This is a genomic window from Pseudoalteromonas atlantica, from assembly GCF_043641955.1.
Taxonomy (GTDB): domain Bacteria; phylum Pseudomonadota; class Gammaproteobacteria; order Enterobacterales; family Alteromonadaceae; genus Pseudoalteromonas; species Pseudoalteromonas atlantica_A.
The window spans coordinates 244,381-268,149 of sequence record NZ_JBHZRV010000005.1 but is presented as its reverse complement, the minus strand read 5'-3'; the positions used below and the strand labels follow the sequence as shown (position 1 = coordinate 268,149).

The window sequence follows — 23,769 nt, the reverse complement described above, 5'->3', positions numbered from 1 at the left end:
AGTCGGTACTTTAATAATGATAGTTTAAACCATATGACTCACTTAAATATTGAATCTCACCATTAACTAACATCTTAGTTAACTCACTATCAAACTGTTCAAAAACCTCTGTTAAACTTTCTTTTTTAGTAAACCCAAAATAACCTTTATTCACCGTAAGTATAGGTAACACTCGTCTCACTTTATATTCTAATGCTAATTTTTCAATTACTGGTGCAGCAGCACGGGGATGGCATACGATTACATCAACGCGATTATATAATAACTGTAAAAAACTCGCTTCGACTGTATTCACTGCGGAGATATTTAAATTAGCTTCGTTTTTTTCAAACTGTTCACCATAATTCCAGCCTCTTATGACTCCAACCACAAGTTTATTAAGCTTACTGTAATGCCCTTCCCATTGCAGTGTACTATTTTGTAATACATAGAACATTATCTGGTCTTGATAAAAAGCCACATCTGTGTAATTCATATATAGCTCTCTCTCAGGTGATTTATAGGGGCCAATCATGCCATCAGCGACCCCTTGCTCAACCATTTTTAAAGCTCTTTTTAATGGCATTACTTCAATTATTAGCTGATGTCCTAAACGTTTAAAGATTTCCTGTGCTATATCAACTCCAAGTCCAGTAATTTCACCATTTTTTTGTTGTTCTACTATGGCTGGGAAATTGGTTCCAACAAAATAAAATGAACTTGCTTGCGTTGGTGATGACATTAATAACAGACAAATTACCAACATATAATCTTTCATAAGATATATTGAGCTCCTGACTTTTAATCAATCCATTACCCGTATGACACAACAATTATTTACAGGCAGCTAACCCATTTAATGTAGCTAAAAATTTTCAAACCACAAGTTTGAACAGTTCAATTTCGTGTTTAAATCATTGTAAATAAGTATGAAATTAAACCTAAAAATGCAGTTTCAATTCTGCTATCTGCGCATCAGAGTAAGGAATAGCGAGATGCTTACCCCATACAGGTGCTGGCCAAGCAGCATCCGTTTTATTGCGGGCAATGTGATGAATATGTAGCTGTGGCACCATATTACCCAGCGCTGCGACATTGAGCTTATCAGGGGAGAAAATATCTTGTAGTAATCGACTTAACTTGGCCGACTCTTGCATTAAAACAATTTGCTCTGTTTCACTTAAATCTATGCTTTCTTTTAACCCAGCCTTACGAGGTACTAAAATAAACCAAGGATATTGGCTATCATTCATTAATAACACTTTGCAAAGAGGCCAGTCAGCCACGTCAATGCAATCACGGGCAAGCTCTGGTGCTAAAGTAAATCCAGCAGTCATTTTTATTCCTTATGATTTAGTTACTATCGCTACTTTAAAGCATTTAGTTGCAGTTGCACACGCTTGGCTTTAACATCATGGCAGTTTTTATTCGAGCGAAGGTAATTACGTGTTAAAAAAAATTAAACACCTCTCATGGGCTCTGCCCCTAGTAGCTACAACACTAACAGTGCAAGCAAAACCTCTCACATTAGAGCGTATTTTTGATGATCCTAGTTTAGCGGGCAAAGCGCCTGTGCAACTGAAGTTTTCGCCTGATGGTAGCCGTGTTACTTACCTACAAGGTAAAACCGACGATTACAACCGCTATGATTTATGGGAATACAATCTTAAAGATAACAAAAACCGCTTATTAGTCGATTCGGCACAGCTATTTTCTGGTCCTGAAAACCTATCAGACGAAGAAAAAGCCCGCCGTGAGCGCCAGCGTATTTTTGGTAAAGGTATTTTGGAATATAAATGGTCAAAGGATGGTAAAGCGCTGCTTTTCCCGCTAAATGGCGACCTTTATTATTACGACTTAGCCTCAGCAAAAAGCCGTAAATTAACAGATACCGACGCATTTGAAACCGATGCTCGCTTCTCGCCAAAAGGGAATTTTGTATCTTTTATACGTGAACAAAACTTATTTGCGCTAAACCTGAGCTCAGGTAAAGAAATTCAACTAAGTAAAGACGGCGGCGGCGTTATTAAAAACGGCATGGCTGAGTTTGTGGCGCAAGAGGAAATGGGCCGAATGACTGGCTACTGGTGGGCAGGTGATGAATCAAAAATAGCCTTTACCCGCATTGATGAAAGCCCTGTAAAAGAAGCTATCCGCAATGAAATCTACGCCGATGAAGTTAAGCTTTTTAACCAACGCTACCCGTTTACCGGCACCAATAACGTAAAAATCCAACTCGGTGTGGTAAAAATTAACAACCAGCAAACAGACTGGATTGATTTAGGTAAAAATGAAGATATCTATATTGCGCGTGCAAAATGGTTAGAAGACGACACCACGTTATCTTACCAATGGCAAAACCGCTCACAACATAAATTAGAACTGCGCTTTTACAACGCTAAAACTAAAAATCAACGCGTTGCCCTAACTGAAACCAGTGACACGTGGATCAATTTGCATTTTGACTTACAGTTCTTAAAAGACAAAAAGCACTTTGTATGGGCGTCTGAACGTGATGGTTTTAAACACCTTTACCTATACCGTACTAATGGCAAACTTGTTCGTCAAATAACCCGTGGAGACTGGGTTGTTGATAGCTTAAAAGGTATTGATGAGAAAAAAGGCATTGTGTATTTTGCTGGCCGCAAAGATACACCACTTGAAAGCCATTTATACAGCGTACCATTATTCAAAAAAGGTAATATTGAACGCATTACCGAGCAAGGTGCTTATCACAAAGTAGTTATGGCTAAAGACAGCAAAACCTTTATTGATAATAGCTCGTCGGTAAATCAACCTAACTCAGCAGCACTTCGCAAAGTAAATGGTGAGTTTATTACATGGCTTGAACAAAATAAGCTTGATAATAACCACCCACTAACCCCTTTCCTCGACCAGTTAGCTGAGCCTGAGTACGGCACGTTAACAGCAGAAGACGGTCAGGTTATGCACTACCGTTTATTTAAGCCTGCGACAGTGAATAATGGTAAAAAACACCCTGTACTTGTTAACGTATATGGTGGCCCGCACGCACAACGTGTTACTAACAGCTGGCGTAGCAAAAACTTATATTTCCAATATATGGCACAACAAGGCTATGTTGTGTTTCAACTTGATAACCGAGGCTCTTATAATCGCGGTAAAAAGTTTGAAGATGCCATCTACAAAAACTTAGGTGAAATAGAAGTTGCCGATCAGATAAAGGGCGTAGAGTTCTTACGAACGCTTGATTACGTAGACCCACAACGTATTGGTATTTATGGTCACAGTTATGGTGGTTACATGGCATTAATGACCATGTTTAAAGCCGGTGATTATTTTCAAGCGGGCGTATCTGGCGCGCCGGTAACCGATTGGGCTTTATATGATACGCATTATACAGAACGTTATTTATCGCACCCAGCAACAAACGCTGAGGGTTATAAAAACAGCGCCGTGTTCCCTTACGCTGATGGCCTAAAAGGCCCGTTGATGATTTACCATGGTATGGCTGATGACAATGTATTGTTTACTCACGCAACCAAGTTATTTAAACAACTGCAAGATAATAAAAAGCAGTTTGAAATGATGACTTACCCAGGCTCAAAACACAGCTTACGTGGTAAACATGTACAAACACATTTGCACCAAACTATTACTAACTTCTTTAACCGTCACTTTGACGTGCAATAAGTTATTTAAAAGGTATTAAAACTACACTAAAGGCTGATTACAAAAATCAGCCTTTTTTTTGCTTACCCATTACTCCCCATGAATTTTAAAAGATAACCTAGATATATTACCTGTTTTTACTACACTCAATTAAGAGTGCTTAGCCTTAAATATTAGAGCTTACTCTGATTAGGTAAGCTTAGGCTTAATAAAATCTTAGTAAATACTGAGAAACCAGCAAACACTCAAGCAATTATCTTTAAAGGCTCTTAAATAAGAGCAGGTGTAACAACACACAAGAGCTACCAAACACATTAACTTATTGAGAACAGCTATGTCGTACCTTCGTCGATTTACAATTTTTCAGCGATTAGCGCTATTAGTATGCGTTGTTGTTATTGGTTTAATGCTGTTAAGTGTTACCACATTAACTCAGCAATATGATTCGTTGAAAACCGAGCAACACACTAAAACAAAAAACTTGGTTGAATCTGCGCACAGTATTTTTAGTCATTTTTACGCACTACAGCAAAGCGGAAAAATGAATGAGCAACAAGCCAAACAAGCTGCGCTCAATGCACTAGAAGCACTGCGTTATGATGGTGATAACTATTTTTGGGTTAATGACTACACACCAACAATGGTTATGCATCCTTTTAAACCAAACCTCGTTGGCAAGTCATTAAGCAATACCAAGGATCCTGATGGCGTATTGCTATTTGTTGACATGGTTAACTTAGTAAAAACACAAGGTGAGGGGATCATTCCCTATAAATGGCCAAAACCCGGGGCCGATAAACCCGTTGATAAAATTGCCTATGTAAGAGGCTTTAAACCTTGGCAGCTGATTGTAGGTTCAGGTGTTTATATCGACACAATAGATGAAGCTTTTGCACACCTTCGCAACTTAGTGATTATTAATGCAACTGTTATTATTTTACTGCTAATTGGGCTTAGTTACTTAATTGCTCGCAGCATATTATTACCCACAAAACTTGCCGCAAACATGATGAAAGATATCTCTCAAGGTGAAGGCGATTTAACTCAAGCACTTGATGAGCAGGGAAATGATGAAGTATCACGCCTTTCTCGCCACTTTAATTTATATACAAATAAAATGCGTGAATCACTCAAACATGTAGCGTTAAGTGCAAATAACGTAAATCAATATGCGCACAATATTGATGAGGCAAGTAAAACAAATTTATCATTCATCGAATTACAAAATGATAGCTCAACCCAAGTTGCCACCGCTATGGCGCAAATGACTAACCAAATACATGATGTAAGTCGCAATGCTGAAGCTGCAGAGCACGCCGCAGCTGAGGCGGCGACTAACGCATCTGATGGTAAAAATGTGGTAGCACAAACGATCAAAGCAATCGAAACGCTGTCGCATCATATCGAAACAGTAAGCCAAGTAACGGCTGATTTAGCGCAAGAGAGTAACAACATAGGGTCGGTACTGGATGTTATTCGTGGCATAGCTGAACAAACAAATTTACTTGCATTAAATGCGGCCATTGAAGCAGCTAGAGCAGGAGAGCAAGGTCGGGGATTTGCTGTTGTCGCAGATGAAGTACGAACGCTGGCCAGCCGAACAGGTAAAAGTACCGACGAAATTCAGGCCATGATAGCCAAACTACAAAAAGGCGCACAAGCTGCTGTTGAAGCTGTTACCGCAAGTCAGCAACTATCTAGTAGTACAGTTGAACAAGTCGGCACGGCTAACAGCTCACTTTCTGAAATTGAGCGTCTTGTCACTGTAATTACAGACATGAACAGCCAAATAGCGCGGGCAACTGAACAACAGTCAAGTGCTGCGGATGAAGTAAACCTACGAATTAGTGAGCTATCGCAATCAACAGAACAGTCATTACAAAATACGGCTCAATTATCTGATGCCAGTGATAATTTAAAGCATAGCAGCCAAGAGCTCAATGACGTAGTTAACCGTTTTAAATTAGATTAATACCTTCTCAAATAACAAAAAGCCCCGCCAATTTGATTGGCGGGGCTTTTTATTTACCATTTACGTTATAAACAGTAGCGAGCAAATAAACTACTTAAACCTGCTGCTGTTGGCTTACCATGCTGCCAATCGCCACCTTCAACGCCACTACCAGCAATGTCCATATGTACATACGGTAAAGGCTGTGCTGATTCAGAGCCATGCTTATCAAGACCACCTACAACTGCTAAAAACGCCATTGGGAACTGATGACCACGAGCAGTCACCGCAGACGCTGCATTGTTACTTGAAAGCACATCATCGGCCAAAGTACGTGGTTTAATAAAATCATAATCTTCACGGCGGCTACGAGATACTTCAGCACCATCAGCCCATAAATCACCGCAATCAGCTAATTTACGTGACACATTAGCAAGACGTGCAGGGCCATTTTCAACATAGGCACTATAAGGCCCCATAGCACGAGCTGCATGACCTGTTAATGTTGCAACAGTGAAAAGCTCAGGGTTAACTTCATTTTTAGCAAGGTCTTTCATCTCACTTAATAAATCGCCCATTGCTAAACGTCCTTCTGCATCAGTATTACCAATACGAACGCGAACACCTTCACGGCTAGTAATAATTTCATCTGGAACAAAACAATCTGAACCAATTGAGTTGCGAACCACAGCTAAAAAGGCAATAACCTTAACGCCTTTTGGTTGAAAGTCAGCAACTGACTTCATAAAACCAGCAACCGATGCTGCGCCGCCTTTATCTCGACTCATGCCAGCCATGTAGCCGCCAACTTTTAAATCTGCGCCGCCTGTATCGTAAACTAACCCTTTACCGACGAACATTAACGTACGGGTAACTTCGCCCTCTGGGATATATTCAAGTTTTACAACACGTGGGTGGTGGCGCTCTACCGCATACGATGCACGGGCAACCGTACTCATCATTGGGTAATCTTTATCAATCGCTTTGATATCTGAAATTACTTCGACATTTACGCTTGAGTCTTTAAATAAATCAACACAATAATCAGCAAATCTTGGCGGTGCCATACGCTCAGGTTCAGTACCACATAAATCACGTGCTGCATACTGCCCTGCTGCAATAGCGTTAACGGCTTTAATCGTTTGCTCTGAGGCACCAAATAGCGCGATTTGTGTAATAGGCTCAATGCCCTCACCGTGGTGCTCACGCGCTTCTAGTGGTTGCCACAATGCTTGACATGCTCCTAAGTACGCAACTTCTAACGCATATTGATAACGAGAATCTTGGCTTGCCTGAGGAAGGAAAATTGCAGGCTTTTTACTACCAGAAGCTTTTGCTTCATTGATAGCCAACTTTGCTGCATCAAAATAACGACGTACATCGTCGTAATCACGGTTTAAAGGACCAGTTGGTGCTAAAATCACACGTTTAGAGTCAACGACAAGAAGTGTTACTTTTTTACCTATGCGGGCATCAACAGCCATTTGAGCTTTAATTGCTTTGCTCAAATTAGGATCGTCTAGCTGTGAAAAGTCATCAGCAATGATAATAAGCGCATCGTGTTTAGCGTTATCTAATTGCGGGGCCGCAACTGCATGTGGGTATGCCATAAAAAAAGGTCCTGTTGTCAAAAAGCTTAGGACCTTATTATCATTTATTTAAGTACCTATTGCCAGTAATGTGAGATGAGTTAACACATAACTGGCAACTAAGTTTTACAGCTTAAACTGCCTGCTATTGGTCAGATTTAAGTGCGTTATCGCGGCGGTGTTTTGCAATAACAGACCACGCTTCAAGCATTACGAATACACTGATCACCAGCACAACAACATCAAGTATCACAAGTAACCAATTACCTTGCTGGTAATATTCGCCTAATTTAATAACACCCGCGAAGAATGCCATAACTAATACAAAGCTCATTGGGATCAAAGTATATCGCGCAGGTCGATTAGCTTTAATCAAAATTACCGAGATAACCAATAAAGTTAAGCTTGCTAAAATTTGATTCGTCGAACCAAACAGAGGCCATATAATCATTCCCCCGCTTCCGCTGGCGCCACCTGCACCAAACGCAAGTAATAAGCAGCTCAAAACAGCAATTAGAGTTGCTATCACACCATTTTTAATCACTTTGATGTTATAGATATCGCCCCACTCTTGAATAATATAACGCTGTAAGCGAACGCCAGAATCCATTGTAGTACCAGCAAATAACACTACCATAACAGCAAGCAGAGTTGACGCTATTTCGTTGGATATACCCCAACCGCTTTCAATCAAGTTCGCGCCACCATTAACAAAGGCCCCCACACTACCCGCACCTAGGTGGCTATAAATTTCATGCCACTCTTCAGGTGAAACAGCCAACGCGACGCCACTGACGGCAACAAGAGTAATCAATGCAAGCATACCTTCACCAACTGCGCCTAAATAACCTACAAAGCGCCCATCGGTCTCTTTGTTTAGTTGCTTAGAGCTCGTCCCTGATGACACAATGCCATGGAAACCAGAAACCGCACCACAGGCAATGGTCACAAATAATAGCGGAATAATACTCGGGGTATCCATTGCTGTTTGCGTGTTAAATGCAGGTGCCGTGATGTCAGGCATTGAAACAAATACTGCTCCGTATAACAGCACCAAACCCACCAGCAGTTGCATACCGTTTATAAAATCACGTGGTTGCAATAACATCCAAACAGGTAATAAAGACGCAATTGCAGCATAAATGAATAAGATAATTATCCAATTTGCGTTCGCAGATAAACCAAATAGCTCATCCGGTAACATAATTGGCATACTACTACCTAGATAGATGGTGTAGTACAAGATCCCAACACCTATAAAACATAACGGAATTAGCGATACTTTTTTACGTAGTAGTTGGCCTATAACAAGTGCTACCACAATGGCTGACCATGCAGGAAACACGGCATTTGGGCTATTGATAAACGACTTTGCAATGACCACGCCAAATACGGCATTAACCATTAACAGAACAAGGAAAACAACAATCATAAATAAAGCGCGAGTGCGTTTACCTATAACCGACTCAGAGAGCGCTCCCATGGATTTACCTTTATTGCGCGCACTTGCCCACAAAGCGCCCATATCATGTACACCGGCAAAAAATATGGTACCAAATACAACCCAAAGTACGGCAGGCACCCACCCCCAGTAAACTGCAATTGCAGGTCCTACAATTGGTGCAGCCCCTGCAACAGAGGTAAAGTGATGCCCCCATAAAACCACTTTATTCGTGGGCACATAATCCACACCGTCTTCTAACTCATGAGCGGGTGTGACAAAATTGTCATCCATCTTGAAAATCTTTTCGGCGATAAACTTTGAGTAAACAAACCAACCAAAAAGCATTCCAACCATACCCAGCAGTACAATTACAACTGATTGCATAGCATTCTCTCTTATAATTAAAATTGATATACCCAAGTGTCATCTTGATACGAGCTGAGTTGTATTTAAAACTTGCTTAACAAGCGGTTAAAAGAAAAGTTAACCATCTTTTTATTGCCAGTTTGGTGATATGAATGAATTTGAAACTACACGCAAAAGCATTTCATTCCAATGCATTTAGAGTTTAAAAAGACAACATATCAGCCAATTATAACAACGCTTATTACTGCTTTTTGTTTCAACACTCAACTTAGGTCTTGAGGTGACAAAGGTATTAGTATGTTCAACTTCCACACTAACAATAATTCCCTCATTCTGACTCTAAACCTTTAGTCTAATATGCTTAACTGAAGATGTTGTTGTGGCTCGCTTTTGATACCAACCCCAATACCTAGCAGCCGCACGGGCTGCTGGTTGCCACGCTGATATGCTTTAGTTAACAGTTCACCTAATATACTTGAGTTGAGCTGGTGAGAACTCTGATCCGCAGATGTAACAACAAAATTAGCAAATTTGACTTTAACACTTAACTTATTAATTCTCTGCTCTAACTGCTGCTTAGCTAACCGCCGAGTTAGCTCCTCTAATAACGCTGGTAATTGATCTAAGCACTCTTGTAAGCTGGTTTTGTTGTATTCATAAGTGTGCTCTACACTCAGCGACTTTCTTACTCGCTCTGTTGATACTTTGCCAATATGTAACCCCGCACATTTTTGATAAAGCGATACACCAAAGTTCCCCACATGCTGCTGCATCCAATTAACTCCTTTCTCGCATACATCGGCACCGGTATACAGCCCTTTTAAATTAAGCTTTTCCAGTGTGACCTTCCCAACCCCCGGTATTTTACCAAGTGGTAAGGTTGCTAAAAAGTCATCTACATTTTCTGGTAGCACAACACATTGGCCATTAGGCTTATTTTCATCACTGGCTATTTTGGCAATAAACTTAATCGGTGCAATACCCGCAGACGCAGTGAGTCCGGTTGTTGCAAATATATCAGCTCTGATTTGCTGCGCTATTAAGGTTGCACTGCCTTTACACGCACTGCTATCGGTTACATCAAGGTAAGCTTCGTCTAATGAAAGAGGTTCTATTAGGTGTGTATAGTCTTGGAAAATCGCGCGAATTTGTTGAGATACTTCTTTGTAAACATGCATGCGCCCTGGCACGATAACTAAGTCAGGGCATAGTTGTTTAGCATGGTAGTTCGACATTGCCGAGCGCACACCATATTGCCTAGCAATATAATTAGCGGTGGAGAGTACACCTCGTCGACTCTTTCCCCCTATCGCTAAGGGAACATTCGCAAGCGATGGGTTATCACGCATCTCAACGGCCGCATAAAAGCAATCCATGTCGATGTGAATAAACTTTTTCATTCCCCAACCAAACAACTGTATATATGAACAGCTATTATTAATTAAGTTTTACTGATTAGCAAGTCAGTAAGTATGTGACTCGGTACCTTTGGTTTTTTTACGCGTAAGTAACTTATGACCAAATAACCAAAAAACACCTTCAAACGCAAAACCCAGTACAATTAAAATAATGGCGCCTGAAGCATTTCCCATTGCATAGCAAGTAAGCGACAAACAAAGCAGAACGAATAAAGCTATCCACTTTAATACTTTTCCTGTAACCGATTGCATAATCAACTCCTTTAAGTCAAACATCAAAAAATGAAGCGGTAAATACCATTTAGCTTTTAAATATAGTGATGTTTTTATAAAAACTCTAATCTGCTTGAGCTAAAAGCACCATGTTGCTAACCTAACGACTCTTTAAATTAATAGAGCTTTGCTATGCAATCGTTTATAGAACAATACCCTATCCACACTAAAATAAATGTAGCGTGGGGTGAAATGGACGCCCTGCAACACGTCAACAACGTGGTATATTTTCGTTACTTTGAAACCGCTCGCATTGACTTTTTTAATCAAGTAAACCTACTTGAAGACTTACAAACAACCGGTGTTGGCCCGGTGATAAGCGAAAATAATGCCCGCTATAAACGCCCGGTAACTTTTCCTGACACCGTACTTGTTGGTGTGACAATCAGCGATATTAAAGCTGATCGTTTTATGATGCACTACACTGTTTTTAGTCAGCAACAAAATGCCATAACAACCGTTGGATCATCACAAGTCGTTATGTTTAATTTTAAAACAGGTAAAAAAGCAACCTTAAGTGACCCGCTCATCGAGGCGCTGAAAACTTACTCGCAAGAATAAAAGGAATAACCATGTTATATAGTCCATTAGGTAGAAGTGGAGTCAATGTTTCTCGCGTATGTTTAGGAAGTATGACTTGGGGTCTACAAAATTCACAAGCTGATGCAGATGAGCAAATAGCCTATGCATTGGCCAGTGGTGTTAACTTTATTGACACCGCAGAAATGTACGCAGTCCCCCCATCGGCTGATACCTACGGTAAAACAGAAGCGATCATTGGTGATTGGCTGTCACGTAATAAAGCTAAACGTGATGGTATTGTTATTGCGACTAAAATTGCAGGCAATGGCTTACCTTGGGTACGAGAAGGTGGCGACATAACACGCCAATCAGTTATTGATGCTGTTGAGGACTCACTCAAACGCTTAAAAACCGATGTAATCGATTTATACCAGTTACACTGGCCAAATCGTTCAACTCCTCACTTTGGCCGTCATTTTCCAGGAACAATTCGTTTTAGCGAAGCTGACACCGAACAAAACACAGCCAGCATGCTCGATATTCTAGAGGGGTTAAATGACTGTGTAAAAGCAGGAAAAATAAAACACTGCGGTTTGTCAGATGATACGCCTTGGGGCATTAGCCAATTTTTACGCCTAAGTGATGAACATAACTTGCCACGCATGGTGTCTATTCAAAACGAGTTTAGCCTTGTTCATGGTAAAGATTGGCCTTACCTAATAGAGCAATGTATTCATGAGGATGTTGCGTACCTTCCGTGGTCTCCCTTGGCTGGTGGTATGCTCAGTGGCAAATATCAAAATGGTGCACGCCCAGCAGGTAGCCGCTGGACAATATCGCAACGTAATGGTTTGTTTCGTAATACCCAAGCTTCAGAGCAAGCAATCGGCCAGTACATGGCGATTGCCAGCCAACTAGGTATTACACCAGCCCAACTCGCCCTTGCATGGTGTAATCAAGTCGATGGTGTGTCATCAACAATAATTGGTGCCACCAGCATAGCGCAGCTCAAAGAAAATATAGATGCATTTAATATTCAACTCAGCGAACAAACGTTAAATGATATTACACAGGTATACCAACAATTTCCTGTCCCTTTTTAATCCATACTCTTGATAAAATAATGAGCTTCTAATGGTTAATCATTAGCAGCTCATTAAAAACCTTCTATAATTAACAGCTGGATAGAATTATGTAGTTGGGGTTTGTTAATGATTAAACGGTGGAACAAAAACAACACAGCGCTTTTATTACTTTGGACATCAGGCGCATTCGCTAACACCACTGATAATATATCAGAGATTACATGGCTACAAAGTGACACTCCTCCCTTTCATTTGAATAAGAGTGAACTCACACCTTACGGCGGGTTATGTGACAACCTCGTTGAGCAACTGATTGAACACTTACCCTCACTTAAACACACCCGTGTTGTGATGCCACAAAAGCGCATTGGAAAAAATTTGGACGAAGGTGAAAATGCCTGCTTTCCATGCATGATTTACCTTAAAGAAGATACCGCAAGAGCAACCTACTCAGTCCCGACAGCGGTTTATCCCCCTTTTAGTATTATTACCACCGCTAACAATGCGACTAAAATAAATAATAAGCACGGACAACCCGTGCAACTTGTAAACCTGCTTATTGATCCCGAGTTTGTTTTTGGTCAAAGTGCAGCGAGAAAATTCACGCCTAAGCTAAATGAGATTGCAAAAAATACTCAAATCTATAACTCAGCTTCTTTAAGCTGGAGTAGTGAAAATGAATCTAAAACCGTGATCTCACGTATTAATCATGGGTATATAGACTATACAATCGACTACCCATTTATGGCCGATTACTTCAACCGAGAAAATGAGCACAATACTATTGTTTCTTTAAACTTTGAGGCGAATCAGGCGCCCTTTGTAATGGGTGCCATTGGTTGCTCATCAAGTGCACCAAATGAGTTTGGTCGCAAAGCTATTGAAAAAATAAATAAGGTACTAACGCAAAAAGTACTTCCTTCAAAAGCATATCAACGCAGTCAACTATTTTGGTTAGAAAACTCATTTACTAATTTTAATCAAATTTACCAGCAAAATATTTTGGCTAAACCGCCTGCCAAGACACCTCAATAAGCGATTGCTCTGCACATAATAAGTGGGCCTTAAACACATCCCCAGCGATTACTTTTCCTACCCCTGCTGGTGTGCCAGTCATAATAATATCGCCGTCATTTAAAGTCATAAACTCATTTATTTGCGTTAATATATCTGCAGGCTTGTAAAGCATTAACCCTACATCACCTTGTTGCTGAAGTTGATTATTAATACTGAGTGAGATTTTTAATTTAGCAATGTCATCCTGCTCTATTGCAACAAAATGACTAAATAAAGCGGAACCATCAAATGCTTTTGCTCGCTCCCAAGGTAAACCTTTCGCTTTTAGCTTTGATTGTAAATCGCGTTTAGTAAGATCTAAACCAACCCCTACAGCAGCTAAGCGACCATGCTGTACTTTAAAACAGATCTCAGTCTCAAAATGCAATGGCTCGCCATTATGTTCACTCGAAAGTTGACTGCTAATAGCTGTGTTTGGCTTATTAAACACCACCATCTGGTCGGCTATTTGATTGCCCAACTCGTTAATATGCTCAACATAATTTCGTCCAACACAAACAATTTTCGAGGGAACTAACGATAAAGATGGGTTCATTTTTAATGGCCTTTTTTAGAGCTTAAACACAGCAGTTTATTATCAAATCACAGTAGCATAAAATTTAATGATTTTCATCAATGGGTTAGCGTGAGAAGGCACAGAGTATACAGGATGTGAATAGTTAAAGAATAGCAGGTACTAATGGGCTAAGTACCTGCTAGGAGGGATTAAACTGCTTTTACTGACAAGTTATTGCAGAGGTAGTATCACGATTAGTGTGAATACTTAACTTTGCAATTGATACATGCCAAGCTGCAGAAGTGCTTATTTGCCAAGGTGAGAATACCTGAGACAAGTTAACTCCTTGATCTGCAAAACACGCTAAATCTATGTTAAGAGTTTGCCAACCACTTTGCCCCTTGAGCTGTTCTGAAATATCAAATTTCCCCTGACAGTCATCGCCACATTGCATACCAAGCCATAGCGGCGCATCAGCAGCCTGATCGACTTTAATTTGCATTTGCAGTTGACCTGACTTTTCTACATATGAGCGCAAGTCTGATGGAAATGCAGCCATTAAGCGAACAGCAGCGGTTTCACTGCCTGTAAAACTGATTGCTCGTGCATCTTCTTGTACATCTTTATCAAACGTTTTAACACTAACAGCACCAACAGACTCACGACTACTAGCCATAGTTTTTTGTTGCTCTGCACTTTGTAATACAAGACTCCACGGCGATTTAACTGCTCGCTCAAACATTACTAAATCTTCAAGTTGTTGTGATGATTGACTTTGCTCAGCAAGGTCATCACCGAGCGTGTTTTTGTCTGTATAGGTTAAACCAAATCCGTATGGTAACAATGGCGTGTAGTCTTCATCACCACGGTTATGGTTATCAACTGGGTTATTTGGCCAAGAAAACGATAACTTGCCTTTAAAGTCATAATTTACAGAGCCGTCAGCGTGCGAAAATAACACATCACTGATAGCATCACCTTCGGTGCCTGGTAACCAAGTTGCCACAAAAGCATCGCTGGCATTTAATTCAGCATTTACCCACATTGGTCGCCCGCTAATAAATAACGACACAACAGGGATACCCTGATCTTTAAACTTATGTAATAAAGCTAAATCGGTTTTATTACCACGTTGATACTCAAGGTTATCTAAATCACCATTACCTTCTGCATATGGCTGCTCACCGAATACCACAATTGCAACGTCTGGACGGGTATTAAATTCACCATTTAAGTCATACTGAACTTGCCCACCAGCTTGGTTAATAGTGTGTTTAATACCATCCAGAATTGACGTACCACCTGGGAAGTCACTATTCTCATTGCCTGTTCCCTGCCACGTGATACTCCAACCACCTGACTGCATACCAATATTGTCGGCCCCTAGGCCTGCTACAAGTACGTTAGCTTTAGGTGAAAGAGGAAGCAATTGTTGCTTGTTCTTAAGCAGAACAAGTGATTCACGAACAGCTTGTTTTGCAATTTCACGATGCTCAGCGCTACCAATAACCTCTGTTTTACCTGAAAGTGGTCGTTTTGCAGGGCTTGGTTTGTCAAATAAACCCGCACGCATTTTCACACGTAAAACACGGGTTACAGCATCATCAATACGTGATTGCGCAATGGTGCCATTTTTAACTTGTTTAACCAGGTTTTCATACAAAGGCTTCCACGCATCTGTTGGAACCATATATACATCTAAGCCTGCATTAGCAGCTTGTGCACAGTCAGCGTTGGTGCACCCGGGGATTTGCCCATGACCATTCCAATCGCCAACAACAAATCCATCAAATCCCATTTTTCCTTTGAGTACATCAGTAAGTAGGTACTTACTGCCATGTATTTTTTCACCATGCCAGCTATTAAACGACGCCATAACCGTTTGCGCACCCGCGCTTAAGCCACCCACGTAACCTTGCGCGTGAATAGCAAATAAATCGGCTTCACTGTCTATATTATTTCCTTGATCATCACCGCCTTGCGTACCACCATCACCCAAAAAGTGTTTAACAGTGCTGATGACGCGTCTATCTGATAAAAAGTCTTCATCAGCAGCGCCTTGCAAGCCTTTTACTATTGCCGCTGAGTACGCTTTAACTATCTGTGGATCTTCAGAGTACCCTTCATATGTGCGGCCCCAACGATCATCGCGTACTACTGCAACGGTAGGAGCAAATACCCAGTCAATACCTGTTACCATCACTTCTTGTGCGGTAGCTGCGGCTATTTTTTCAATTAGCTCAGGGTTATTTGTCGCCCCTAGACCAATGTTATGTGGAAATAGCGTCGCACCAATAACGTTATTGTGACCATGTACAGCATCGGTTCCCCACATAGTAGGAATATTGATGCCATCTAACGAATCATCGACTGATGCCTGATACATTTTTTCAGCTAAATCTATCCAGTCTGCTGCGGTGGCATGTTTATTGTTATTAGGAAATGCTCCCCCACCGTTCAAGTAAGAACCAAAGCCGTATTTACGCATATCTTCAACCGTAATATCACGGATTTCAGGCTGTATCATTTGTGCAATTTTTTGCTCTAATGTCATACTCGACAGCAGTTTAGCTATTTTAACTTCCATATCGGCATCGTCTTTAATACCCGTTGAAATGGTTGGCCAAATTTGTAAATCACTTTTCTCGTTTACAGGTTTGGTATCAGGGCCAGAACAGCCGTTCATCGCAATTGTCGCCATTAGTAGCGCCGAGAGTGTGAATGGTTTTTTTAAAGTCATGGTTTGCACCTAATTATTGTTGACGAGTTGAAGAAACCTTTGAGCCTGATAGCGCAAAGTATGTGATGTAGAGGTAACAAATAATAGGCAGCATCAACGCTAACTGAACACCCATGTTATCTGCTAATACGCCTTGCAGCAGCGGCACGATAGCCCCGCCAACAATTGCCAGACATAAAATCCCTGAGCCCTGAGAGGTATATTTACCTAAGCCTTGTAATGCCAAACTAAAGATAGTCGGAAACATTATTGAATTACATAAGCCAACCAATAAAATAGCCCACATAGCTAATGAGCCCTGTCCGGTCATAGCAATCAGAATAAACACAACGGCTAGTAACCCATGACAAGCCAGTACTAAATGCGCGTTTACTTTTTGCATGATTACCGCACCTGCAAAACGTCCAATCATCGCCCCTGCAAAATAATAACTAATATAATGTGCGGCTTGTTGCTCGCTGAGCGCAGTAATATGGTCAAGGGTTAAAAAGCCCACTAAAAAGCTACCAATAGCAACCTCAGCCCCGACGTACACAAAAATACCTATTGCACCAAGAATAAGGTGGCGATACTGCCAAACGCTGCCTAAATCTACAAAGTTATCATCTGGTTGAACATGTTCTTGAGAATCGCTTTTGCCCAATTTGGGCAGCTTTAGAAAAGCAAAAATGACAGCTAATATTAGTAAGCTTGCAGCTAGGATTAAATAAGGCAGTTTAACTTGCTCAGCTGTGGCTTGGCTTATTTCACTAAGAATCAACCAACCACCAAAGATAGGCGCAACAGTTGTCCCTAATGAATTAAACGCTTGTGTCATTGTGAGTCGCGAGGAAGCTGTTTTAGAACTTCCCAATACACTGACATATGGGTTGGCTGACACTTGTAAAATTGTTATGCCGCACGCTAATACAAACAATGCAAATAAAAACAGTTCATAAACATGTGCATCAGCGGCTGGATAAAACAGTGCACAGCCTATTGCTGCAACTACTAACCCAACAACAATGCCATATTGATAGCCTATTTTACTGACCAGTTTGCCTGCGGGAATAGACATCACGAAGTAGGCGCCAAAAAAGCAAAACTGCACCAACATGGCCTGCGTGTACGAAAGCGAAAACATGCCCTTCAGATAGGGGATTAAAATGTCGTTTAAACATGTTATGAAACCCCACATAAAAAATAAGGTGGTTAACGATGCAAGAGCAAATGTTTGCTTTGGCATCGCCTGGGTGTCATTGTGTTGATGTGTTGTCAAAGGCGCTTGTGCCATAATATATCTCTAATTATTAATAATTATCAGTTGATTGCCTCTAAATAAGTACCTTTCTAAGTATTTAAAAAAGTAAATAGTAGTTGCAACATACAATGTAAGCGCTTACATTTATACCATATAAATTTTATTTATCAATTTATTTACAATAATATTGTAAGCGCTTACATAAACTCGTTATGATGTGTTTTATCTAATGCGCATTGCCACTAAAAGTAAGAGGATATCTCTAATCGTGTTTAAAACAATCTCTTTACCTAAGCAATCTGCAATGCTAAAGCCATCATTCACCTTTGGCGTTGCTACTGCCTCATTTCAAATTGAGGGCGCCCGTGACTCACGCCTCGCATCTATTTGGGATACCTTTTGTGCGCAGCCCAACACCATTGCAGACCAAAGCAATGGCGATAAAGCATGTCAGCATGTTCAATACTGGCAACAAGATGTCGAGATGATAGCCGATTTAGCTGTAGATGCTTATCGTCTTTCAATCTCATGGCCTCGTGTAATTAACCAAGATGGTAGCGTCAACCAACAAGGCATCGCGTTTTATCGCGAATTATTAACAGCGTTAAAAGCACGTAATATCAAAACTTACGTCACTTTATATCACTGGGATCTACCTCAATATCTGGAAGATGTGGGTGGTTGGCAAAGCCGCGATACAGCTTATGCGTTTGCAGCATATACAGATACAGTGAGCCAAGCACTAAGTGGGTTAGTTGATTCATATGCAACATTAAACGAACCATTTTGCAGCGCCTATTTAGGGTATGAGGTTGGCGTTCATGCACCCGGCATTAAAAGTCAAAAAGCAGGCCGACAAGCTGCCCATCACTTATTGCTAGCCCATGGTTTAGCAATGAAAGTGTTACGTAAAAATTGCCCTGATGTTGAAGCCGGGATTGTTTTAAACTTTAGCCCTGCTTATCCACTGACTGAAGATGATGCACTCGCGGCACAACGCGCTGATCAATACCATAATCAATGGTATATAAAAGCCGTGTTAGAAGGTCAGTACCCCTCACTAATAAATGAATTACCTTTAGCCGCACAACCAAATATCGCACCAGGTGATATGGCAATCATTAGCCAATCGATTGATTTTATAGGGGTGAATTACTACACTCGAATACATTATCAAAAAACAGCTGATAACTGGTTTGAAGAAGTTGCATTACCCGATGTTGCCGTCACGGATATGGGTTGGGAAATATATCCACAAGGTTTAACTGAGCTATTAACCTCATTAAATAAGTTATACACCTTGCCTAAAGTTTATATTACTGAAAATGGTGCTGCTATGGCAGATACTTGCCAAGATAACCAAGTACTAGATTATGACCGTGTGAGTTACTATCACACCCACTTGAATGCCGTTGACGACGCAATTAAACAGGGTGTTGACGTACGAGGTTATTTTGCTTGGAGCCTCATGGACAACTTCGAGTGGGCTTATGGTTATGAAAAACGCTTTGGTCTGGTTTATATTGATTATATAACCCAACAACGCACACTCAAAGAAAGTGCAAAACAGTATCGCGCACTCTTAAAACAACGCTAATAACAATGAGAACCGGCCATGCTAACTAAAAAAGAAAAAATAGCCTATGGTTTAGGTGACACCGCAAGTAACATCATTTTTCAAACCGTGATGTTATTTCTAACTTTTTTTTATACCGATATTTTTGGTATTTCTCCTGCTGTAGTGGGTACTTTATTTTTAGTAGTTAGAGTTATAGATGCTATCACCGACCCTCTTATGGGCTCATTAACTGACTCAACTCGCACTCGTTATGGCAGTTATAGACCTTACTTACTGTGGCTTGCAGTGCCTTTTGGGTTAATTAGCATCATCACGTTCACAACCCCTGATTTAAGTGATTCAGGCAAAGTTATCTATGCATTTATCACTTATACCTTACTCATGTTGGTTTACACCGCAATTAATATCCCCTACTCCGCACTTGGCGGTGTACTGAGTCGCGATCCGAGTGAGCGTGTGTCAATTCAATCATACCGATTTGTATTTGGCATGCTCGGCGGCTTAATTGTTAGTGCGTGCACATTACCATTAGTGAATTGGCTGGGCGAAGGTGACAACGCGCTGGGTTATCAACTTACCATGGTATTGATGAGTTGCCTTGGCGTTGTGTTGTTTCTTATTTGTTTTAGGTTTACCAAAGAGCGCGTTTGCGCAAGTCAGGCCACACGGCTCAATTTAAAACAACAAATGGCAACACTTTGGAAAAATGGCCCCTTTAAAGTCCTTTGCTGCGCATCAGCTGTGCTGTTAACAAGCATGGTATTACGTACAACGCTTGCTATTTACTACATAAAATATGTGTTGGGTGAAGGTGATTTAGTCACCCATTTTGTGACCCTTGGAATGATAGGAAACATTTTAGGCTGCGCCTGTGCACAGCCTTTAAGTAAATTTGTAGATAAGAAAACCGCCTACATATACTTACAGTACATTTCTGCTGCTATTAGTTGCCTTGCTTTTTGGCTACCCAATGACAACCTGCTACTTGCTTTTGGTATTTATTTTTTATGGTGTTATTTCACCCAAATGGCAACCCCATTATTGTGGGCAAAAATGGCCGATACCATTGACTTTGGTCAATGGCAAAATGGACAACGTTTAACTGGCCTTGTTTATGCCAGTGTTGTATTTTTTATCAAGCTTGGCCTTGCCCTTGGTGGCGCACTAGCTGGCTGGCTACTCGCTTATTATGATTATCAAGCAAATACAGTACTCAGTGAAACAACTAAAAATGGTATATTGATGTCATTCACCTTATACCCCGCTATTGGTAGTGTGCTTGTCGCATTAATCATGAAAAGGTATATTCTTGACAATAAAACCGTAAAACAAATAAACGCTGATTTAGCAACAAGTAACAACACGTCTACCAATACGTAAAAGGAAAAACATGGCCACCATTTATGAGGTGTCAAAGCTTGCTGGGGTTTCTCTAGCGACTGTTTCACGAGTAATGAACAACAATGCGAATGTCAGTGATACCACGCGGAAAAAAGTAACGTCCGCGATGAATGAGCTCGGCTATAGACCCAACTCAATTGCTCAATCACTGGCCTCAAATTGTTCAAACAGTGTGGGGTTATTAGTATCCGAGTTATCTGGCCCCTTTTACGGACCGATGATGGGCGGCATAGAAAATGTTTTTCGCAAGCAAAGTAAGCACGTTATCATTGCTGCCGGTCACAGTGACAAAGCACGTGAAGAACAAGCAATAGAGTTTTTAATTAGCCGCAATTGCGATGGCTTAATTTTGCATGTTGAAGCGGTAAGCGATCAATATCTTATTGAGCTGGCTAAAGGTAAAACACCATTTGTTTTACTCAACCGTTTTATTCCTGAATTAGCAGAGCGCTGTATCACGTTAAATAATAAGCACGGCGGCTATTTAGCGGCAAAGTATGTTTTAGAACAAGGGCATAAAAACATTGCCTATATAAGCGGCCCACTTTGGAAAAAAGATGCACAAGAACGCCTAGTAGGCCATAAACAAGCCTTAGAAGAGCATGATATCGCGTTTGATGAGCAACTACTTTATGAAGGTGACTTTATGGAAAGTGGCGGCACACATGGCTATAAACACTTACATGCTTCGCAGCACTCTTTTACAGCGTTAATTTGTGCGAATGATGAAATGGCAACGGGTGCTATGGCAAGTGCACGCGAATGTGGTGTTGTGCTGCCAGAAGCCCTTTCAATTATGGGATACGATAACGTGTTTTTCACTCGGCACGTTTTCCCGCCATTAACCACAATTAACTACCCTATTGACGAAATGGGCCGTATGGCAGCTAACTGGGTCTTAAGCGAAGTGTATCAAAAGACCACTCCTGTGCTACAAACCGTCTTTGAACCCGAACTTGTCATTCGCCAATCAGTTGTTAATAAGGCTTGATAACAACGATAAATTAATTGGTTTTAATAAAACCGACTCAATTTTAAGTTGCTCAATTTGTAAAGGATCGGGCTCTACGCCACTGATAATAACGCGTTCTATATGTGGATAGTGTTGCTTTATATGTTGAGCAAGCTCAAGCCCACTACCGTCAGGTAAATGCATATCGAGTAATGCTTTATCATATTTCGAATCCCCTTTAAGCATCGTAATACACTGTTCAAAACTGCGTGCAATCGATGTTTTAACTCCTAAACTTTCCAATAATAACTGAGTTATTTGCGCAGCATCAGCATCATCTTCCACGAGTAAGAAACGAGGTAACACTTCGTCTATTGCATCTGGTTTTTGCGTCTTGGGTAACTCAGCTATATCGGCTTCTTTAGCCTGTGTTAGATACTCCTCTAAACACTGATAAAGGTGGCTTGCGTCTACAGGTTTACCAATCACTTCATTAAAGCCTAGAGCAATCAACTCGCTTTTTATGCCCTTCATTGTGGCTGCGGTTAATGCGATGATAGCGCCCTTAAATTCTTGGCGTCTTAGTTCTATCGTTGTCTCTTTTCCGCCCATTATAGGCATGTGGATATCTAAAAACACAATATCAAAAGGCTTTCCCTCAGACCTTGCTTTTTCAACTTTATCCAACGCTTGTTTACCATTTTCAGCATAAACAACATCAGCACCAGCAGAGGTTAACATGTGCCCCACTAACATACGTAAATCACGTAAATCATCCACCACAAGTACACGCCCTTCAACACGGCATGAGGTTGCTTTTTGCTGCATATTTGGAGTTAAATCAAGTTTTAAAACATGACGCTGTACATCTTGTATATCACCTGGATACAGAGAAATTGTGAATTCTGAGCCCTTACCGACAGTGGAGTCCAGTGTTATTCCACCTTGCATATGACTGAGCAATTCAGAACAAATGGCCAAACCAAGCCCAGCACCACCCACCGCGCGCGATTCAACATCAGCTATTTGTTCAAATGGTTTAAATATTAACGCTTGTTTTTCCTGAGCAATCCCAAGACCTGAATCCTTAATACTAAAAAATAGCATCTCTGTGCCATCAACTATTTCAGTCCAAGCGCGTACGGTTATTTCACCTTGCTCAGTAAACTTAATCGCATTATTTATAATATTTATTAAAATTTGTCTTAAACGCGTGGCATCAACGTTAACAACAAGAGGGAGTGGCTCAAGTGATTCAAAGCGTAAACTTAATCCCTTATCAAGAGCCGATACGCGCATCAATGTGAAAACATCTGCCATCAAGCTATCCAGATTGACATCTGTGCAGGTTATCTCAAGTTTGTCGGCAGCTATTTTTGATAAATCGAGGACATCATTTAATAAACTCAACAAATGCTTACCATTACGGTAAATAACACCTAACTCATTGCTTGCATATTCATTAAAATCCCCCTGCATGAGTAATTCGGTATAGCCTAAAATAGACGACAGTGGCGTACGTAATTCATGGCTTAAGTGGGCTAAAAAGCGGTCTTTTGATCTATTTTCAGCCTCCGCTTTGAGCCGCTCAATTCGCTCACCTTCAATATCTCTTCGAGCCAAAGCATAACGGATAGAGCGAGCAAATCGACTGCTACTCATCTCATTTTTAACAAGATAATCAACAGCGCCTGCATCCAATGCAGCTGAGTCAAGGGCATCGTCAGATTGCCCTGTAAGCATTATAATTGGCCCATCAAAACCATTACTAAGCGCTTCTTTTAACACTACTAACCCATCGGACGCGCCAAGTCGATAATCAAGCAAACATATATCATGTCGGCTCTGAGAAAGCACTTCGACTGCTAGCTGTGGATCACTAACCCACTCAATATCAAAAGTATGTGAAGTAAGTTGATCCAGATAGTCACACGTTAGAATGTAATCATCTTCATCATCTTCAACAAGTAATAGTTTCGTGGGCTTGTCTATCATAGCGCTTATGG

The 23,769-nt window shown here is 40.8% G+C and carries 18 protein-coding genes; 8 read left to right on the top strand and 10 right to left on the bottom strand.

What is annotated here, in order from left to right:
- Positions 1–10: 10 nt before the first annotated feature.
- Together ACHUE3_RS12515 and ACHUE3_RS12510 are read right to left on the bottom strand one after the other, a co-directional pair.
- On the bottom strand, positions 11–757 hold the full coding sequence (locus ACHUE3_RS12515) for a substrate-binding periplasmic protein (RefSeq protein ID WP_394192744.1): 747 nt from the start codon (positions 755–757) through the stop codon (positions 11–13).
- 163 nt (positions 758–920) lie between these two features.
- The gene (locus ACHUE3_RS12510) at positions 921–1,316 is read right to left on the bottom strand and encodes an HIT domain-containing protein (RefSeq protein WP_394192743.1); all 396 of its coding nucleotides are present in this window, start codon (positions 1,314–1,316) and stop codon (positions 921–923) included.
- 109 nt (positions 1,317–1,425) lie between these two features.
- On the opposite strand from ACHUE3_RS12510, the gene ACHUE3_RS12505 reads away from it, so the two are divergent.
- Entirely contained in the window at positions 1,426–3,651 is a 2,226-nt protein-coding gene (locus tag ACHUE3_RS12505; RefSeq protein ID WP_394192742.1) for a S9 family peptidase, read from the top strand.
- A 313-nt stretch (positions 3,652–3,964) separates the two neighbouring features.
- A complete protein-coding gene (locus tag ACHUE3_RS12500) occupies positions 3,965–5,602 on the top strand; it encodes a methyl-accepting chemotaxis protein (protein ID WP_394192741.1) in 1,638 nt (545 codons plus the stop codon).
- Positions 5,603–5,667: 65 nt separating this feature from the next.
- Here the strand turns inward: ACHUE3_RS12500 and ACHUE3_RS12495 are convergent, their stop codons facing one another.
- The 4 genes from ACHUE3_RS12495 to ACHUE3_RS12480 all read right to left on the bottom strand — a co-directional run bounded on the left by ACHUE3_RS12495 (position 5,668) and on the right by ACHUE3_RS12480 (position 10,650).
- Positions 5,668–7,191 carry a M17 family metallopeptidase gene (locus tag ACHUE3_RS12495; RefSeq protein ID WP_394192740.1) on the bottom strand — a complete coding sequence of 508 codons (1,524 nt, stop codon included), beginning with the start codon at positions 7,189–7,191 and terminating at the stop codon, positions 5,668–5,670.
- 124 nt (positions 7,192–7,315) lie between these two features.
- Positions 7,316–8,998 (bottom strand): carbon starvation CstA family protein, encoded by a 1,683-nt coding sequence (locus ACHUE3_RS12490; RefSeq protein ID WP_394192739.1) that lies wholly within the window; start codon positions 8,996–8,998, stop codon positions 7,316–7,318.
- A 329-nt stretch (positions 8,999–9,327) separates the two neighbouring features.
- Entirely contained in the window at positions 9,328–10,380 is a 1,053-nt protein-coding gene (dinB, locus tag ACHUE3_RS12485) for a DNA polymerase IV (protein ID WP_394192738.1), read from the bottom strand.
- A gap of 63 nt (positions 10,381–10,443) precedes the next feature.
- Complete coding sequence (locus ACHUE3_RS12480) at positions 10,444–10,650, bottom strand: hypothetical protein (RefSeq protein ID WP_394192737.1); 207 nt, start codon at positions 10,648–10,650, stop codon at positions 10,444–10,446.
- Positions 10,651–10,803: 153 nt separating this feature from the next.
- Here ACHUE3_RS12480 and ACHUE3_RS12475 point away from each other — a divergent pair, with 153 nt between their 5' ends.
- The 3 genes from ACHUE3_RS12475 to ACHUE3_RS12465 all read left to right on the top strand — a co-directional run bounded on the left by ACHUE3_RS12475 (position 10,804) and on the right by ACHUE3_RS12465 (position 13,313).
- Entirely contained in the window at positions 10,804–11,232 is a 429-nt protein-coding gene (locus ACHUE3_RS12475) for an acyl-CoA thioesterase (protein WP_394192736.1), read from the top strand.
- Between the two features lie 11 nt (positions 11,233–11,243).
- On the top strand, positions 11,244–12,296 hold the full coding sequence (locus tag ACHUE3_RS12470; RefSeq protein ID WP_394192735.1) for an aldo/keto reductase: 1,053 nt from the start codon (positions 11,244–11,246) through the stop codon (positions 12,294–12,296).
- A 108-nt stretch (positions 12,297–12,404) separates the two neighbouring features.
- Positions 12,405–13,313, top strand: coding sequence for an ABC transporter substrate-binding protein (locus ACHUE3_RS12465; protein WP_394192734.1), 909 nt, complete (start codon positions 12,405–12,407; stop codon positions 13,311–13,313).
- Here ACHUE3_RS12465 and ACHUE3_RS12460 read toward each other — a convergent pair.
- The 3 genes from ACHUE3_RS12460 to ACHUE3_RS12450 form a co-directional block, all read right to left on the bottom strand.
- Positions 13,285–13,890: a fumarylacetoacetate hydrolase family protein gene (locus ACHUE3_RS12460; protein ID WP_394192733.1), complete on the bottom strand. Its 606-nt coding sequence runs from the start codon at positions 13,888–13,890 to the stop codon at positions 13,285–13,287. The two genes, ACHUE3_RS12465 and ACHUE3_RS12460, sit on opposite strands and share 29 nt — an antisense overlap.
- Positions 13,891–14,071: 181 nt before the next feature.
- Positions 14,072–16,591, bottom strand: coding sequence for a glycoside hydrolase family 3 protein (locus ACHUE3_RS12455; RefSeq protein ID WP_394192732.1), 2,520 nt, complete (start codon positions 16,589–16,591; stop codon positions 14,072–14,074).
- Positions 16,592–16,604: 13 nt separating this feature from the next.
- Positions 16,605–17,864: a sugar MFS transporter gene (locus tag ACHUE3_RS12450; RefSeq protein WP_394192731.1), complete on the bottom strand. Its 1,260-nt coding sequence runs from the start codon at positions 17,862–17,864 to the stop codon at positions 16,605–16,607.
- 271 nt (positions 17,865–18,135) lie between these two features.
- On the opposite strand from ACHUE3_RS12450, the gene ACHUE3_RS12445 reads away from it, so the two are divergent.
- Genes ACHUE3_RS12445 through ACHUE3_RS12435 form a run of 3 tightly spaced genes read left to right on the top strand, consistent with a single transcriptional unit; the run spans position 18,136 to position 21,802 of the window.
- Positions 18,136–19,428, top strand: coding sequence for a GH1 family beta-glucosidase (locus ACHUE3_RS12445; protein WP_394192776.1), 1,293 nt, complete (start codon positions 18,136–18,138; stop codon positions 19,426–19,428).
- A 39-nt stretch (positions 19,429–19,467) separates the two neighbouring features.
- On the top strand, positions 19,468–20,790 hold the full coding sequence (locus ACHUE3_RS12440; RefSeq protein WP_394192775.1) for a glycoside-pentoside-hexuronide (GPH):cation symporter: 1,323 nt from the start codon (positions 19,468–19,470) through the stop codon (positions 20,788–20,790).
- A gap of 10 nt (positions 20,791–20,800) precedes the next feature.
- The gene (locus tag ACHUE3_RS12435) at positions 20,801–21,802 is read left to right on the top strand and encodes a LacI family DNA-binding transcriptional regulator (protein ID WP_394192730.1); all 1,002 of its coding nucleotides are present in this window, start codon (positions 20,801–20,803) and stop codon (positions 21,800–21,802) included.
- On the opposite strand, the gene ACHUE3_RS12430 is transcribed toward ACHUE3_RS12435, so the two are convergent.
- Positions 21,782–23,758 carry a response regulator gene (locus tag ACHUE3_RS12430; RefSeq protein WP_394192729.1) on the bottom strand — a complete coding sequence of 659 codons (1,977 nt, stop codon included), beginning with the start codon at positions 23,756–23,758 and terminating at the stop codon, positions 21,782–21,784. The genes ACHUE3_RS12435 and ACHUE3_RS12430 overlap by 21 nt on opposite strands.
- Positions 23,759–23,769: the final 11 nt, after the last annotated feature.

Excerpts from the sequence above, each read along its gene's own strand:
- ACHUE3_RS12515 (WP_394192744.1), bottom strand. The coding sequence starts at position 757 with ATGAAAGATTATATGTTGGTAATTTGTCTGTTATTAATGTCATCACCA.
- ACHUE3_RS12510 (WP_394192743.1), bottom strand. The coding sequence starts at position 1,316 with ATGACTGCTGGATTTACTTTAGCACCAGAGCTTGCCCGTGATTGCATT.
- ACHUE3_RS12500 (WP_394192741.1), top strand. The coding sequence starts at position 3,965 with ATGTCGTACCTTCGTCGATTTACAATTTTTCAGCGATTAGCGCTATTA.
- ACHUE3_RS12495 (WP_394192740.1), bottom strand. The coding sequence starts at position 7,191 with ATGGCATACCCACATGCAGTTGCGGCCCCGCAATTAGATAACGCTAAA.
- ACHUE3_RS12490 (WP_394192739.1), bottom strand. The coding sequence starts at position 8,998 with ATGCAATCAGTTGTAATTGTACTGCTGGGTATGGTTGGAATGCTTTTT.
- dinB (WP_394192738.1), bottom strand. The coding sequence starts at position 10,380 with ATGAAAAAGTTTATTCACATCGACATGGATTGCTTTTATGCGGCCGTT.
- ACHUE3_RS12480 (WP_394192737.1), bottom strand. The coding sequence starts at position 10,650 with ATGCAATCGGTTACAGGAAAAGTATTAAAGTGGATAGCTTTATTCGTT.
- ACHUE3_RS12475 (WP_394192736.1), top strand. The coding sequence starts at position 10,804 with ATGCAATCGTTTATAGAACAATACCCTATCCACACTAAAATAAATGTA.
- ACHUE3_RS12470 (WP_394192735.1), top strand. The coding sequence starts at position 11,244 with ATGTTATATAGTCCATTAGGTAGAAGTGGAGTCAATGTTTCTCGCGTA.
- ACHUE3_RS12465 (WP_394192734.1), top strand. The coding sequence starts at position 12,405 with ATGATTAAACGGTGGAACAAAAACAACACAGCGCTTTTATTACTTTGG.
- ACHUE3_RS12460 (WP_394192733.1), bottom strand. The coding sequence starts at position 13,890 with ATGAACCCATCTTTATCGTTAGTTCCCTCGAAAATTGTTTGTGTTGGA.
- ACHUE3_RS12455 (WP_394192732.1), bottom strand. The coding sequence starts at position 16,591 with ATGACTTTAAAAAAACCATTCACACTCTCGGCGCTACTAATGGCGACA.
- ACHUE3_RS12450 (WP_394192731.1), bottom strand. The coding sequence starts at position 17,864 with ATGGCACAAGCGCCTTTGACAACACATCAACACAATGACACCCAGGCG.
- ACHUE3_RS12445 (WP_394192776.1), top strand. The coding sequence starts at position 18,136 with ATGCTAAAGCCATCATTCACCTTTGGCGTTGCTACTGCCTCATTTCAA.
- ACHUE3_RS12435 (WP_394192730.1), top strand. The coding sequence starts at position 20,801 with ATGGCCACCATTTATGAGGTGTCAAAGCTTGCTGGGGTTTCTCTAGCG.
- ACHUE3_RS12430 (WP_394192729.1), bottom strand. The coding sequence starts at position 23,758 with ATGATAGACAAGCCCACGAAACTATTACTTGTTGAAGATGATGAAGAT.